The following is a 13,811-nucleotide window of genomic DNA, read 5'->3' on the forward strand; positions in this document are numbered from 1 at the left end:
AGGCGCACTCCCAGATGAACGTCCAGGAGCAGGCTGGGGGCGAGACAGACATAAACGAGGTTGCGCCGACTGTCCACGGTGTCGACCAGCTTCGCCAGTCGGGCGAGCTGCCGGTGCGCGGAGTCGCCCTGCGTCCGGATTCTTTCGGCCTGCGTGTGAAGCGCGGGAGCGGTCATCGGCCAGGTCGCGAGCTGCCGGAGCTGGGGGACGTAGGCGGCGAGAGCTGGGCCCATCGCCTCGACGTCCTTGAAGTCCGACGCCAGTCTCGCTGAGACCTTTCGCAACAACCAGAGTTGGCCGAGTCCCGGGAGGATCCACAGCGGCGGCGCGCCCAGGAACACGTGCCAAACGATGGCGACGATCAGCGCGACCGGGAGTGTGAGGGCCGCAGCGCGGAGCCACGACGTTTCGAGTGTCCACGCCTCTGCCTTCGCCCATCCGAGGAATCGGTCCAACGCCAGTGGGTCTGCGGCCGGTGCGTGGCGCCCGTGCGCGGAGAGTGTGAGACGGTCCTCGAGCATGTCCCTGAGCTCGCGAGCGGCCTCCGCCCGAGCCATGGCGACGGACGGAGATGCTGGCCCGAGCAGCCAAAGCAAGAGCGTCCGTCTTCCCGGCTCGGTCGTAAGCGGTCCGAAGAGGCGACGCAGAGACGCGTGCCCCTGGACGGCCAAGTCATGTGCGTAGGGGTGTTCCGGATCGACCGGGTACGCGCGTGACTCTCTCTCTGGCAGCATCTCGTCGAGGTCGTCCCACGCGCGATCGATTCTGGCGATGCCTTCGGCGCACAGATCCCTGAGAGTCCCATGCCAGCGCTCCTGTCGACGCACTCGGCGATGGATCACGACTTCGGCCACGAAGGCTGCCAGCAGAAGCAGACCGAGTCCGAGCGCGACGCTCGCGGGCGCACCGTCCAGGATGTCCCACAGGATCAGAGCCGTGGCGATGGCGACGAAGGTGGCCGCGCGAACGGTACCCAGCCGCAGCGAACGCGCCCGCGCGTCCTCATGCGCACTTGCGTGCAGTGCCCCGAGCTCGACGTACCGTGCCCGCGGGGTCATCTCATCCCCCTGGAACGCTGCTGAAGTCAGGTGATCGGGTGTTGGCTCGCGAGCGCGAAGAGAAGATCGATGTAGGCACGCTCGATCTCACGCAGCCCCGAGATCCTCGAACCCTCTTTGGGCGTGATCACCATGTACTCGTTCGGTGCGTGCGCCCCCGAGCCGTGCCCAAATCCGGCGAATACGAGCGGTAATCCGAGCCGTTCGGTGAATTGGTAGAAGGGCGCGCTCCCCGCCAGACGCGGGGAAATCTCAGGAGTCTGGCCGTACTTGTTGAAGACCCCGATGGCTGCCTGCACGAGGGGTGTGTCGACGCTCGTCTGCGCTGCCGGGTATCCGGCGAGCTTCCGTATCGTGATGTCCGAAAAGCCCTCGGAGTCGAGGTGCCGGCGGATCATCGCAAGCGCCGAATCCGGGTCGAGTCCGTACGGGAGACGCGAGTCGACTTTGGCGGTCGCTCGGTGCGGCAGGATCGTCTTCACGCCCTCGTCGATGTAGCCACTCCATATGCCGTCGATGTTCAGCGTCGGGTGGTACAGATACCGCATGATCGCGTCGCGCCCGGTCACTCCATCGATCCACTTCCTGACACCCAGGCTCGCTTGCTGCTCCTCGTCGTTCCATGTGTCTGCCATCGCATTGATGAGACGCTGTTCCTCATCGGTCGGTGGGCGGATCGGATCGTAGTAGCCCGGAACGAGGATCGTGTTGCCGTCCTTGGATACCAGCGAGGAGAGCGCCTGGACGAGGCGTAGAGTCGGGGAGTCCACGATCGCTTTGTAGGAGCCGTGGATCTCCGCCTGCGTCGGGCCTCCCCAGTCACCGCCCGTGTACTCGATCTCGATATACAGGATGCCCTTGACCCCGAGGCTCAAGCTCACGTTGCCAGCCGGGCCCTGCGAGTTGAACGGGAAGAACGCACCGTCGGCGGTCTTGAGCCGATCCTCGAACTGGTCGACGAGCTGACCGTAGTGCGGTGACCCCAGTTCTTCCTCGCCCTCGGCCAGAACCATCAGGTTCACCGGAAGCGTCCCCTCGACCGCGATGATCGATTCGATCGCGTTGAGGAAGGCGCGCTGCGGCCCCTTCTGATTCGTGGCGCCGCGCGCCATGAGGATCTCACCGAGCTCCGATTCGATGACGTTGGCTTCGAACGGGTGAGACTCCCAGTCCTCCGGGTTCACCGGCTGCACGTCGTACATCATGTAGACCATGAGCGTGCGTTCGGCGCCGGCGTCGTAGTAGCCCCAAACGCCGGGGTGGCCGTCCGTGGGCACCACCGCGGTCTCCGCGAAGCCGAGATCCTCCAGGTCGCCGCGCAGCATTTCCGCCATCTCCTGGATGCCGTCGTTCTGCGCGCTGACCGAGGGCTGGCGGAGCCACCGCTGCAGGTTGGCCAGATGCTGTTCGAAGTGCTCGTCGACATACGCGTAGATGGCGTCGTGACTGCCGGCGTAGGCAGTCGTCTGGGTGGCGTCGAGCTTCTCCTCGGTCGTGAAGCGGAAACGCTCGTCGTTGAGCTGCCCCGCCGCCGATCCGCCCATGAGCAGCGTGGCGAGGGCGGCCAGTCCGAGAGGGGTCGAAGGCTTCTTCATTTGGATCTGATCTCGTTGTGGAAAAACGAAGCGGCCCCACTAGGCCGAGCGGGCCGAGGGATGCCCGTCCAGTCTAGGAAGCACCCGCCGTCGGGGACAGGCGGGGGCGGCACCTCGTAGATACGAGCGAGTCGCCCCACATCCACATGTAAGACCAGCCCCCAACTACCACGCGTGCGTAAAGCGTGAGATGCGCCCTTCACGGCACCGCGCATCGAATTCCTCGGCGAGATCTCCCAGCACCGCTTCCCGGTATTCGGCGGGCAGCAGGAGCGTAAGTAGCCGAGACGCGAGTCGAGGCGGGCGGCGTGGGCGCTCGCTCATCACGCCGAGCTCGGGTCAAGCGCGGTTCCCACCCCCTGCCACATCCGCTCCAGGGTCGCCTTGGCTTCGCGGAGGGCTTCCGTTCCCGCGGGCTCGAGCTGGTAATACTTCTTGGACTTGCCGCCTCGTACCGGTGTCGGACTCGACATCCACGACCGCACGAAGCCACGGCGCTCCATTCTCGACAGAGCGACGTAGATGGTGGCCAGGCCGATCCGTTCAATCCCGGGCGCAGAGAGCACAGGGACCCCCGCACTGGCGGACCGGGGTCCAGTCGGAGAGGTCAGTCGGCGCGAAGTGCGACGGTCGGGTCGACGAAAGACGAACCGGGCCGCTACGGACTGCTCGAACGCCACATCACCGATGACATTTCGGCGGTCCTTCCGGACAACCTGCACCCGGCACGACGAGGTCGACATGGTCGGCCGGGGCCCGGCTGGGCGTCGACAAGCCGTCGCGCACGCACTGCGTCCGTGGACAGTACGCTACACCTCCCCGAACGCCCTTCGCGACAGGCTTTGTCGCTCCCCGCGGCCTCCTATCTCCTTCGGTGAACTCGACAAACCCCTGTCAGACGGCCACTTTCAAGTCTGAAATGGGGGCTGCGTCGGAGTGCTCGGCATTATCTCCCACTCGGCACTACCGAGACTGCTGGTGACGGCACGAGCCTTGCACCAGTACCCGCGTAGCTGCGAACGAACCACTTAGCGTAAGGATGACATCAGAATGAAGCGGCTGTGCGGGATGATTGGAATCACAGGCACTTTGACCTTGTTCCTCAGCGCACCGGCGTCGGCCCAGGAGACCGTTGTGGACTTCGAGTCCCGGGGGGCAGGCTGTAGTGCGGCGATCCCCAACGGATATGCTGGCTTCAATTGGACTGGGTGGGGCACCTGTGACACGACACTTGGCACCCCGGGGACGGTTGCCGCCATTATATCGGGGGAAATCGGGGCCTTTAATTTCAATGGCGGAAACACAGTCATCTCGGGGTCGCCCTTCAACTTCATTCGTGCGTATCTCAATTCCGGGTGGCTGACCGATCTCAACATCACGATCGTAGGGAAGCTGGGCGGGAATTCCGTCTTCGAGAAAACACTCCTTGGACTCAACGCAGCAACCTCGGGCGCGTGGTATGAATTCGGATACAAGATCGATGAACTTGCATTCTCCGCCGAGGCGGGGGGCTCAACATTCGAATCAGCATTCCCCAGCCTCTATGGGGGGTATGTCGGAACAGAGTTCGTGATGGACGACTTCACCTTCACCCACACCCCGGAACCATCGACTGTCGTGCTGTTGGCCACGGGTCTGCTCGGGCTGGGATTGTACCACCGGCGGAGGAAGCGAGACCTCGAAGGGTAGAGGCTACCGCCGTTATTCAGGTAGGGAAGCGGCGCCGGTGTTCGGCGCCGCTTTCTTAGTTGGTGACAGCTCCGGACCAGCTTGACCTCGTCTCCCCAACGGTTTCCATTCACGTTCCGACCGAGTCGGACGAGACGCGTAGACTCGATTCAGCGTGTCGGCCGTGGCACCTTGGACTGAACCGTGTCCGGCGTGGTATCCCCCGATCGTGGGAAGCGAGCACGAGATGAATGAGGAACTCCGAGACCGATTCAGGTCCGTCGCACGGGCGGTGTATCTCGTAGCGATCCTGCTCGTCGTGGGGCCCTTGCTCGACCTCGTGGCTTCGGTTTGGCCGCTGAGCCCGACCTCGGTGGCGTGGCGCTTCGCGGCGACGGGGCTGCTTTCCAAGGCCCTACTGGTACCGTTACTCGGATCCTTGGCCGCGGTGGTTGCCGCGCTCGTGCTCGAGCATCGCCGGTTCTTGCGGCTGCTCAGCTACGCGAATGCCGGAATCGCGATCCTATTGATCGGTGCCACCATCGAGTTCGTGCTCGATACCGTCCAACTTCGGAGCGGAATCGCTCCCGAGGTCACGAGTGAGTATGACGTGGCGGCTGTGAGGGCCGTGGTGAATCTCGTGTTGGTAGGAGCGGCGTTGGGCGGGCTTGGCATCAGCGGGTTCAGAGCGTCCAGGAGGACAGATAGGAAAAGGAAATGAGGACGGATGGGAAATCCATTGCAGGGCTGGCGCGAGGCCATGGGGACTCCGGGCGTAAAGCGGGTAAGCAAGCGTGTTCCCGGTAACAGAATCGCGAAATATGTCAGAGGGCTTTCACGCAGAGGGTAGGATCGTGACCAACGCCAACGTGGTTCGCTCGTCGATCCTGGTGACTCTGCTTCTTTCGGTTGCCACGGGTGTCCTGGCGCAAGAAAAAGTGCACACCGTGGAGTTCTACAGTCCGGCTGTGGAACGGACGATGAAGTACAACATCGTTCTGCCCGCGGGCTATGAGACCTCAGACGAGAGCTACCCGGTCCTCTATCTCCTTCACGGCCTGACGAGCAACTACACGGCCTGGGGCAGGATGGGGTCGGCGTTCTACGCCGGGGTCGCCGGGGACCTGATCGTCGTCATGCCCGACGGAGGGAACTCCTGGTACGTCAATTGGGCGGAGAACGCCGAAGGTCAGCGGAATGACTGGGAGGACCACATTGTTCGGGACGTGATCGGTCACGTCGACGAGAACTACCGGACCATACAGCGGCGAGAGGGCCGGGCGATCAACGGGCTCTCCATGGGGGGCTACGGCGGCATCACGCTCGGCCTACGCCATCCTGAGCTCTTCGTGTCGATTGGCAGCACCAGCGGCGCGCTCTCGTATGCCCGCAGCGCGGCTGCCCGGGCAAGGGGTGAGGTTCCACCCCGAGCGGCTCCTGAACGTACGGCGGAGGAGCAAGCAGCCCGGGACGCTCGTCAGGCCCGAAGCAACCCGAGCATCGGCATCGAAGGATTCAGCAGTCAAGCGGAGCGCTCGCCAGCCGGGCGGGCGTTCGTCACCGCTGAGGGTGCGGACGCCTACGACCCCTTCAAGCTGGTCCTTCAGGTCCCTCATGAAGATCTCCCCCACATCTATCTGGACTCGGGGACCGAGGACAACCTTATTCGCGTTGCCAGGGAGTTCGCACAGGTGCTGTTCGAGCACGACGTACCGTTCGACTTCATGCAGATGCCCGGCAGGCACAACGGGGACTACTGGATCCAGTCGCTCGGTCACATCGTTTCGATCCAGTATGAGGTGATGCGCCGGGCGCTCGGGGAGAGGCCAGTCCGTAGATAGCGAGACTGTCTTCATTGGGATCTGATACCGCTGTCTGAGAGTGAAGCGAGCAAGTAGAACGCGTCATCGTGCGTCATCAGAGGTACCCAACGGATCGGCCCACCGGCGTGCGGGAAGTTGTACCTGGACGGTCTACCCGTGCCAACCGAACACATTGACGCGCTCGACATGCAATCGGATCGCTGTGGTCATGACATTCCTGAATCCCCGGCAGTCCACCTGTTCACGCGCACCTTCGAGTGGTCGGAACGACCTTCGCGGTAATCGTGCACGCAATGGCCGCCGGCTTTTCCGCTGGGCGGGGCCCGCCAGGAGCCCAGGGCGTCCTCGGAACGCCACGTGGTGAGGTCCCCTCGGCTCCGCAAGCCCCCCGCTTGGCATAGTTCATCGGTGGCGACTCCGGGTCGCGGGCGTGTCATCACCATCATGTGGCGAAGCCCGGAGCTATGCACCAACGCCCCGAACTGATCCCGAGAACTGGAACATTTCGCCGCCGGGGGAAGAACTGATGCAGAAGATCAGGCCGCTGACGCGCAAGCGCAGGGCTGCCCTCGAGGACTTCATGGACCGTCCGGGGCACCCCGAGGGGACGCTGTCCTACCGGGAGATGCAGGGCTTCCTCTTCACCGTAGCCTGTGCGCCGGAGATGGTGGTGCCATCGGCGTGGTTGCCCAGGATCTTTGGAGAAAACGAGCCACCGTTCAACACGTCCAAGGAGGCCGAGGCCGTGATGGGCGGGCTCATGGCCCTCTTCAACGAGTTCGCCCCAAGAGACGGCGGGGACGACGCCCGTCTGCCGGAGGACTGCGCGTTCCGGGAGGATCCTTTGGCGAACCTGGAGCCGGATGCGCCCGTCGCCCAGTGGTGCCGGGGGTTCCGGCTCGGCCATCTATGGTTGGAAGAGAGTTGGGACGCGTCTCTCCCGGAGGAGCTCGAAGACCACGTTACAAACACACTGGCAGTGCTGTCGTTCTTCGCTTCGGGCAAAGCGGCGGAGGCCTTCGCCAGCGAGTTGGCCGCCGCCGGGCGTACGTTGGAAAGCCTGGCGACTGACTTTCGCGAGTTGTTCCCCAGGGCGCTGGCCAGCTATTCCCACGTCGGCCAGTCACTTTTCAAGGCCTCGATGGAGGCCGGGGCCGAAGCACGGGGCCCCGCCGTCGCAACGCGCGGCCCCGGCCGCAACGATCCCTGCCCGTGCGGCAGCGGTCGGAAGTTCAAGAAGTGCTGCGGGCGGCAGGTGCATTGAGGTCGTCGCCAACCCTTCTTTCGCGCCGACATCGAACCGCTGCTTTGTTCGGGCGTCGCGTGGGACTTCGATCTCGCGCTGGACGCCGTGCTCGAGCCCGTGGTCGCCGGCCGGCCCGGCGACGGATGGAAGGGTAGCTGAGCATCCGAGGGGCCTCCGCCGGTTCCCGCCGTTGCTGGCGCGTCTCCGAGTGCCCGGCCATTATCTCCAGGCCGTGTAGGCTTTGTTGCCCGACGGTGGGTTGGCCGCTCCGAAACTGGGGACGTGATCCATGGTGACCTTTACGCTGAACGGACGGCCCCACGAGGTCGAAGTGCCGGATGATACTCCTCTCCTGTGGGCGCTGCGGGACACGCTCCACCTGACCGGAACCAAGTTCGGATGCGGGATCGGTCAGTGTGGTTCTTGCACGGTTCACGTAAACGGGTCGCCGGTCCGCTCGTGTCAGTTCCCGGTGAGCGGTGCCGCAGGCGCCGAACTGACCACCATAGAGGGCCTCTCGCCTGATGGGTCCCACCCGGTCCAGCTGGCCTGGGTGGAGGAGCAGGTGCCGCAGTGCGGGTACTGCCAATCGGGCCAGATCATGGCCGCAGCGGCTCTCCTTGCCGTGGATCCCGAGCCGTCGGACGAGGCCATCGACACCGCTATGTCCGGCAACGTCTGCCGCTGTGGTACCTACGTGGCGATCCGGCGCGCGATCCATCGGGCTGCCGAGATCCAATATCAGATGATGTCCACAGATGATGCCGGTGGAGGTGACCGATGAGCGGGCCACCCCTCGACACGGGTCAGGACGCAGGCTCACGCGAAGCCGAGTCCAACGGAGCGGCCTCCCGCGTCTCGCGCCGCACGTTCGTGAAGATTGCGGGCGTGGCCGGAGTAGGGCTGACGCTCGGGGTGACTTATAAGGTGATGTCGGGTCCCAAACCGCCCTTCACCGACGCGGTGTTCGCGCCCAATGCGTTCCTGCGCATCGATACCGACGGATCGATCACCGTCGTGGTCGGCAAGTCCGAAATGGGGCAGGGCGTCTCGACCGCGCTGCCCATGCTCCTAGCCGAAGAGCTCGAGGTCCCGCTCGAGCGTGTGGCCTTCGAGTTCGCGCCGGCGCACCCTGCGTACGGCGCTGCCTTGGGCATGCAGGTCACGGGCGGCAGCACGAGCGTCGTAGAATCGTGGATCCCACTGCGAGAGGCCGGTGCAGCCGCGCGTTTGATGCTACGTGAGGCGGCTGCGCGCGCGTGGAGCATACCGGCCTCGGACATCGAGATGCGCGACGCGATGGCGCATCATCCTGACGGGTTGACGCTTGACTACGGGGAGCTCGCGGCCGCGGCGGCGGACGTGGACGTGCCAAAAGATGTTCCGCTCAAGGACCCGTCCGACTTCCGACTGATCGGCACACCCCAAAGGCGACTGGACATTCCCGTGAAGACGACCGGGGAGGCGGTATTCGGTATCGATGCCGGGCCGAGTGACGCGCGCGTCGCTCTGATCGCACGTTGCCCCGTCTTCGGCGGTTCGGTCCGCTCCTTCGATCCCGGGCCAGCGCTCGCTGTGCAGGGAGTCGACGAGGTGGTCGAGCTGAGCAACGGTGTGGCGGTGGTCGCCGACGGCTACTGGCCCGCGAAGAAGGGGCGTGATGCGCTCGTCATCGTGTGGGACGAAGGACACGGGAGCACGCTGAACGACGCGGAGATCACAAGGCGCTTCGAGTCTGCGATTCAGGCGGGAGGAGGAGTCGCCGAGGAACATGGTGACGTGGACGCGGCCTTGGCAGCCGGCTCCGATCCGATCCGGGCCACCTACGCTCTGCCGTACTTGGCCCACGCGACCATGGAGCCGATGAACTGTACCGCGGTGGTCGAGGACGGCAGGTGCACGGTGTGGGCACCGACCCAGTGGCAGAACGGCCCGTCATTTCTTGCGGGTGGGGCGCGGCAGGTTGCGGGGAAGATGTCGGGCGTGGGCGCCGACGACACCGTCGTGCATACGACGTTCCTCGGTGGGGGCTTCGGACGGCGCGCCGAGACGGACTTCGTCGCCGAGGCGGCCGAGTTGGCTGGATTGGTGGAAGGCCCCGTGAAGGTCATATGGTCCCGCGAGGACGACATGCAGCACGATTTCTATCGGCCTGCGTCCCACCACGAGTTTACGGCGCTCCTGGATGATGACGGCATGCCCGCCGCTTGGCGCCACGACATGGCGTCGCAGTCGATCTTGCAGCGACTCATGCCTGGATGGTTGCCGGCCTTCATTCGGAATCGCACGATCATGCCCAACGGCGTGGACCCTACCGCAGTTGAGGGCGCGTCGAACCATCCGTACCACGTGCCGAACTTCCGGATGTCGGCTGCCACGGTCGACCTCCCGATTCCAGTCGGGTTCTGGCGTTCCGTGGGGCATACGCACTCAGCGTTCGTGGTGGAGTCGTTCATCGACGAGCTGGCACACGCGGCAGGAAAGGATCCCTACCAGTACCGCCGCGACCTACTCGGCGAGCACCCTCGCCACCTAGCGGTGCTCGATGCCGTCGCGAAGGCGGCGGCTTGGGGTTCGACTGTGCCCGAGGGCCGGGCGCGGGGGATCGCGGTCGCTGAGTCGTTCGGCTCGTACGTGGCGGAGGTCGCGGAGATCTCTCTCGAAGATGGTCGGCCTCGCGTACACAAGGTGTGGTGTGCCGTGGACTGTGGCGTCATCGTGAATCCCGCGATCGTGCGGGCCCAGATGGAGAGCGGCATCATTTACGGCCTCACCGCCACCCTGTACGGCCGGATCAACATCGAAGGTGGCCGTGCGGTGCAGAGCAACTTCGACGACTACCAGATGGTGCGGATGCGGGAGGCCCCCGAGATCGAGGTTCTCCTGGTACCGAGTGGGGATGCGCCCGGTGGGGTAGGTGAGCCCGGTGTGCCACCGATCGCGCCGGCGGTCACCAACGCGCTCTTTGCACTGGAAGGTCGGAGGGTTCGGGAGCTACCTGTGCGATCGGCATGACTCCTGTGTTCAGCCTCTCACAGCCCGCTTCACCAGATTCTCCATCAGCGGAATCTTGAAGTGGTTGTAATCGAGTGGCTCGGCTTCCCGCACCGCCTCCGCACCGGCTAGGGACGCCGTTTCCTCACTGCGAGGCCGACCTCTTAGCAGAGCTTCGACATCGTGCAGGCGACGTGGAACGCACTGGACGGCTCCGCACACAATGCTGACGTCGTCGATCTGGGCTCCGCTCGTTCGGAAGGCTGCGGCAACGCTCACCAGCGCGAAATCCCAGCTGTTCCGGTCCGCGACCTTCTCGAAATAGAAGTCGGCATCGGCCCAGCTTGCGGGCAGGCGAATCGTCGTGAGCAGGTCATCCGGGTCGAGCACGGTCATGCGTTGGATATCTACCGAGGGCTCCATGAAGAACTCCTCAGCGGGAATGACGCGCTCGCCGCGCACGCTGCGCACGACCATCTCCGCGTCCAATGCTACGAGCGCGGGCGCCGTGTCCGAGGGGCTGACCGCTACACACCGGCTGGCACCGAAGAGAGCGTGTTCCCGGTTCATGGCGTCGGGTGCCGCGGCGTAGCAAGTGTTGCCACCCGCTCGGTAACAATCCACGCCGTAGCGGTAGTACCAACAGCGTGTATCCTGACACACGTTGCCGCCAAGCGTGCCTGCGTTGCGGATTTGAGGGCTCGCGACCCTGCGCGCGGCGTCGGCCAGCAGCCCATAGCGTTCACGCAGAAGAGGACTGCGCTCGACTTCGGTGAGTGTGGTCAGGGCGCCGATCTCGACACCGTCCGCGGTCTCACGGATTCCCTTGAGCGCATCCAGACCTTCGAGGTCGATGACTGCCTCAGGGCCCTTTCCACGGTTCTTGAACCAGTCGAGGGAGTCGTAACCACCAGCGAGTTTCCACCCGCGACTGCCGTATTGGTCGATCAGTTGGATGGCATTGTCCACGTCGGCCGGCTGGTAGAGCTCGAAGCCCGACATCATATCCTTCATCATGGGCTTTTCCTCACTGGGTGTTGACCTGGAGCGGGCCATGCGACTGCGACCGCTGCGAAGCGACGTTGATGATCATGTCGGCCACCACCGGTGTCCGATTGAAGTAGTGCCCTCCGAGCGCGTCCGAGATCGCGCACAGAAGCGCTGCGGCCGCGCATCCCATTACGGGCTCACCAATACCTTTCGCACCGACCGGATTATTCGGATCCGGCTGGTCGACCGCGTGCCAGTGCATCTCGGATGGCACGTCCAGGTACGAAGGCGGTTTCGCCTGATAAAAGCCGACAGACGCCGGCAGGCCCCAGTGCCGGTCGTAGATGTGGCGCTCCGAGACCGCCATGCCGAACCCCATTACGCCCCCGCCCTTGATCTGAGTCGCCAGCCCCTGCGGATGAAGAACGGTTCCGCAGTCGGCTACGCCGAGGTAGTGGAGGATCTCGATTCCGCCGGTCTCCAGATCGAGCTCGATCTCGATGAAACCGGCTGCGAGCGCGGGCACCATCCCGCTCTGCTCGAGGTTGTCTCGGGCGACGCCGATCAGGCCGGTGCCGGCCAGTCCAGCAACGGCGCGTCGTGTCAGTGAGTTGATGTCCTCTGGCGGCTCGTGGCCGCTGAACTCGCCGCCGATTTCGATGGCGGCCTGGGCGGCTTGCGCGTAGGTGAGCCTCCTGCCGGGGTTGCCTCGAGCGAAGACGGTCTCGTTGCCGATGTCGTAGTCGGACGCGGAGCCACCGAGTCGGCGCGCGGCGATCTCCTTGAGCTTTCGAACCGCGTCGGTCGCGGCCGCGAAATTCGTGCGCGTCATCGTGAACGATGTGTTGCTGCCGAACTGTCCGAGCGTCCAAGGCAGCCCTCGGCTCGAGTCACCGCGGACGATCTCGCAGTTCTCCCAGCGGCACTTGAGCACTTCTGCAGCGACCCGCGACGTCGTCGCGTACGAGTAGGTGCCGAGGTTTCCGACGCCGGAATGGATGTGCAGCTTGCCGTCCGGCGTGAGAACGAGCAGGCCGTCGAATCCGCTCGAGCCCGCTGAGTGGAACGCCTGCCCGACGCCGACGCCCCGGACCTTCGATCCGTCACGTTGGCCGCTCCGTGCGCGGCGCTCTTCCCATCCGAAGAGCTCGGCACCCTGCTCCAGGGCCTCGCGCATATAGGCGCTCGTGATCGCGCCGCGGTTACCGCCGTAGAGGGAGTCGTGGGTTGGCGCGTTGATGTGCCGAATCGCGACCTGGTCGAGACCGAGCTGCCTCGCTGCCTTGTCCAGCAGCGGTTCGACCGCGGTCGCGATCTGGTTCTGACCCGGGCCCCTCTGCGCCCCTCGAGGCGGCGTATTGGTCAGAATCGAGATCCCCCGATATCGCATGTTCAGAGGTGTGTATACGATGGAGATCGCGCTCGCCGCGGCGCCCATGTCGCCGCCGCCCTGGTTGGGCCCGTTCTCCTGCACGATGTACACGTCGACGGCCGTGATTCGACCGTCGTCCCGGAATCCCATCTTGATACGACCCTGGAAGCCGGGCCGAGCCGAGCCGAGGAAGTACTCCTCCGCGCGGCTGATCCTCATGAGCACCGGCCTCTGCGTCTTTCGCGACATGTGCGCCGGAATCGAGAGCAGGGGGTACGCCCCGCCTTTCGATCCGAAGCCGCCACCGCAGTACTCGGCGATGTAGACCAGGTCCTCCGGCTCGATGCCGATGTACGCGGCGATGGCCGGATGCACGAAGCTCTGGCTCTGGGTCGAGGCGTGCAGGTAGCACTTCCCGTTCTGCCAGTACGCCATCGCCGTACGCGGCTCCATCGAGTGATGCGACGTGCCCGCGGTGACGAACGTCTCATCCAGGATGATGCTCGCTTCGGCGAAGCCCGCCTCGATGTCGCCGTACGACCATTCGGTGCCGGGTTCGCCCATCGGCAACTCGCCCTCTCCGGCCGCCGCGAAGTCCTCCTCGGTCCACTTTACCTCTTGAACGCCTTCGCCCCGCACGACGGTGTTTCCGTCCGTGCGCGCGTTGGGGCCGCCCGGTCGCAGGCTCTCGAGCGGGTCTACGCAGAAGGGGAGCGGCTCGAGGTCGAGCTCGATGGCCTCGATCGCGTTTTGGGCGATGGTCTCGGTGACCGCGGCGACCGCCAAGATGGGCTCGCCGACGAAGTGAGGCTCGTTGGTCAGGATGTTGTTGGCCGGGCCGGGCTGCTCCGGCACCTCGTCCGCGGTCAGGATCGCGACCACACCATCCATGGCGAGCGCCGCGGACGAGTCGATGCCCAGCACACGACAGTGCGGCATCGGGCTCGTCAAGAGCCGGCAAAAGAGCATGCCGTCCATGCGGAAATCTTCCGCGTATTTCGCGCGACCCGTCACTTTCCCATGGATGTCGGGTGGCGTGAAGTTCTTCCCGAGTAGGTCAGCCAT

General features: G+C 64.8%; 12 protein-coding genes. 6 read left to right on the forward strand and 6 right to left on the reverse strand.

The genetic code is table 11. The annotated features are described in order from the left end of the window. The 4 genes from IIB36_09655 to IIB36_09670 form a co-directional block, all read right to left on the reverse strand. On the reverse strand, positions 1-1,058 hold a 1,058-nt coding region (locus IIB36_09655), incomplete at its 3' end, for a hypothetical protein (GenBank protein MCH7532004.1). Between the two features lie 26 nt (positions 1,059-1,084). Beyond that, positions 1,085-2,602 (reverse strand): M20/M25/M40 family metallo-hydrolase, encoded by a 1,518-nt coding sequence (locus IIB36_09660; protein ID MCH7532005.1) that lies wholly within the window; start codon positions 2,600-2,602, stop codon positions 1,085-1,087. 216 nt (positions 2,603-2,818) lie between these two features. Further along, positions 2,819-2,977: a hypothetical protein gene (locus IIB36_09665; GenBank protein MCH7532006.1), complete on the reverse strand. Its 159-nt coding sequence runs from the start codon at positions 2,975-2,977 to the stop codon at positions 2,819-2,821. Then, complete coding sequence (locus tag IIB36_09670) at positions 2,977-3,219, reverse strand: PadR family transcriptional regulator (protein ID MCH7532007.1); 243 nt, start codon at positions 3,217-3,219, stop codon at positions 2,977-2,979. The genes IIB36_09665 and IIB36_09670 overlap by 1 nt, the downstream gene beginning before the upstream one ends. 484 nt (positions 3,220-3,703) lie before the next feature. Here IIB36_09670 and IIB36_09675 point away from each other — a divergent pair, with 484 nt between their 5' ends. The 6 genes from IIB36_09675 (at position 3,704) to IIB36_09700 (ending at position 10,405) form a co-directional block, all read left to right on the forward strand. Further along, positions 3,704-4,342 (forward strand): PEP-CTERM sorting domain-containing protein, encoded by a 639-nt coding sequence (locus IIB36_09675; protein MCH7532008.1) that lies wholly within the window; start codon positions 3,704-3,706, stop codon positions 4,340-4,342. Between the two features lie 226 nt (positions 4,343-4,568). Continuing rightward, the gene (locus IIB36_09680) at positions 4,569-5,042 is read left to right on the forward strand and encodes a hypothetical protein (GenBank protein ID MCH7532009.1); all 474 of its coding nucleotides are present in this window, start codon (positions 4,569-4,571) and stop codon (positions 5,040-5,042) included. A gap of 133 nt (positions 5,043-5,175) precedes the next feature. Further along, positions 5,176-6,162 (forward strand): hypothetical protein, encoded by a 987-nt coding sequence (locus IIB36_09685; GenBank protein ID MCH7532010.1) that lies wholly within the window; start codon positions 5,176-5,178, stop codon positions 6,160-6,162. A gap of 508 nt (positions 6,163-6,670) precedes the next feature. After that, entirely contained in the window at positions 6,671-7,408 is a 738-nt protein-coding gene (locus IIB36_09690) for a UPF0149 family protein (GenBank protein MCH7532011.1), read from the forward strand. A 271-nt stretch (positions 7,409-7,679) separates the two neighbouring features. After that, positions 7,680-8,174 carry a (2Fe-2S)-binding protein gene (locus IIB36_09695; protein MCH7532012.1) on the forward strand — a complete coding sequence of 165 codons (495 nt, stop codon included), beginning with the start codon at positions 7,680-7,682 and terminating at the stop codon, positions 8,172-8,174. Continuing rightward, a complete protein-coding gene (locus tag IIB36_09700; protein MCH7532013.1) occupies positions 8,171-10,405 on the forward strand; it encodes a xanthine dehydrogenase family protein molybdopterin-binding subunit in 2,235 nt (744 codons plus the stop codon). Before IIB36_09695 ends, IIB36_09700 begins: the two co-directional genes overlap by 4 nt. 9 nt (positions 10,406-10,414) lie before the next feature. Here the strand turns inward: IIB36_09700 and IIB36_09705 are convergent, their stop codons facing one another. After that, the gene (locus IIB36_09705) at positions 10,415-11,401 is read right to left on the reverse strand and encodes a xanthine dehydrogenase family protein subunit M (protein MCH7532014.1); all 987 of its coding nucleotides are present in this window, start codon (positions 11,399-11,401) and stop codon (positions 10,415-10,417) included. Between the two features lie 10 nt (positions 11,402-11,411). Next, positions 11,412-13,811, reverse strand: coding sequence for a xanthine dehydrogenase family protein molybdopterin-binding subunit (locus IIB36_09710; GenBank protein ID MCH7532015.1), 2,400 nt, complete (start codon positions 13,809-13,811; stop codon positions 11,412-11,414).

The organism is Gemmatimonadota bacterium, assembly GCA_022560615.1.
Taxonomy (GTDB): Bacteria; Gemmatimonadota; Gemmatimonadetes; order Longimicrobiales; family Gaopeijiaceae; genus UBA1138.

Coding starts and splice junctions, on each gene's coding strand:
- IIB36_09660 (MCH7532005.1), bottom strand. CDS start 2,602: ATGGGCGGATCGGCGGCGGGGCAGCTCAACGACGAGCGTTTCCGCTTC.
- IIB36_09665 (MCH7532006.1), bottom strand. CDS start 2,977: ATGAGCGAGCGCCCACGCCGCCCGCCTCGACTCGCGTCTCGGCTACTT.
- IIB36_09675 (MCH7532008.1), top strand. CDS start 3,704: ATGAAGCGGCTGTGCGGGATGATTGGAATCACAGGCACTTTGACCTTG.
- IIB36_09680 (MCH7532009.1), top strand. CDS start 4,569: ATGAATGAGGAACTCCGAGACCGATTCAGGTCCGTCGCACGGGCGGTG.
- IIB36_09690 (MCH7532011.1), top strand. CDS start 6,671: ATGCAGAAGATCAGGCCGCTGACGCGCAAGCGCAGGGCTGCCCTCGAG.
- IIB36_09695 (MCH7532012.1), top strand. CDS start 7,680: ATGGTGACCTTTACGCTGAACGGACGGCCCCACGAGGTCGAAGTGCCG.
- IIB36_09700 (MCH7532013.1), top strand. CDS start 8,171: ATGAGCGGGCCACCCCTCGACACGGGTCAGGACGCAGGCTCACGCGAA.
- IIB36_09705 (MCH7532014.1), bottom strand. CDS start 11,401: ATGATGAAGGATATGATGTCGGGCTTCGAGCTCTACCAGCCGGCCGAC.
- IIB36_09710 (MCH7532015.1), bottom strand. CDS start 13,811: ATGGCTGACCTACTCGGGAAGAACTTCACGCCACCCGACATCCATGGG.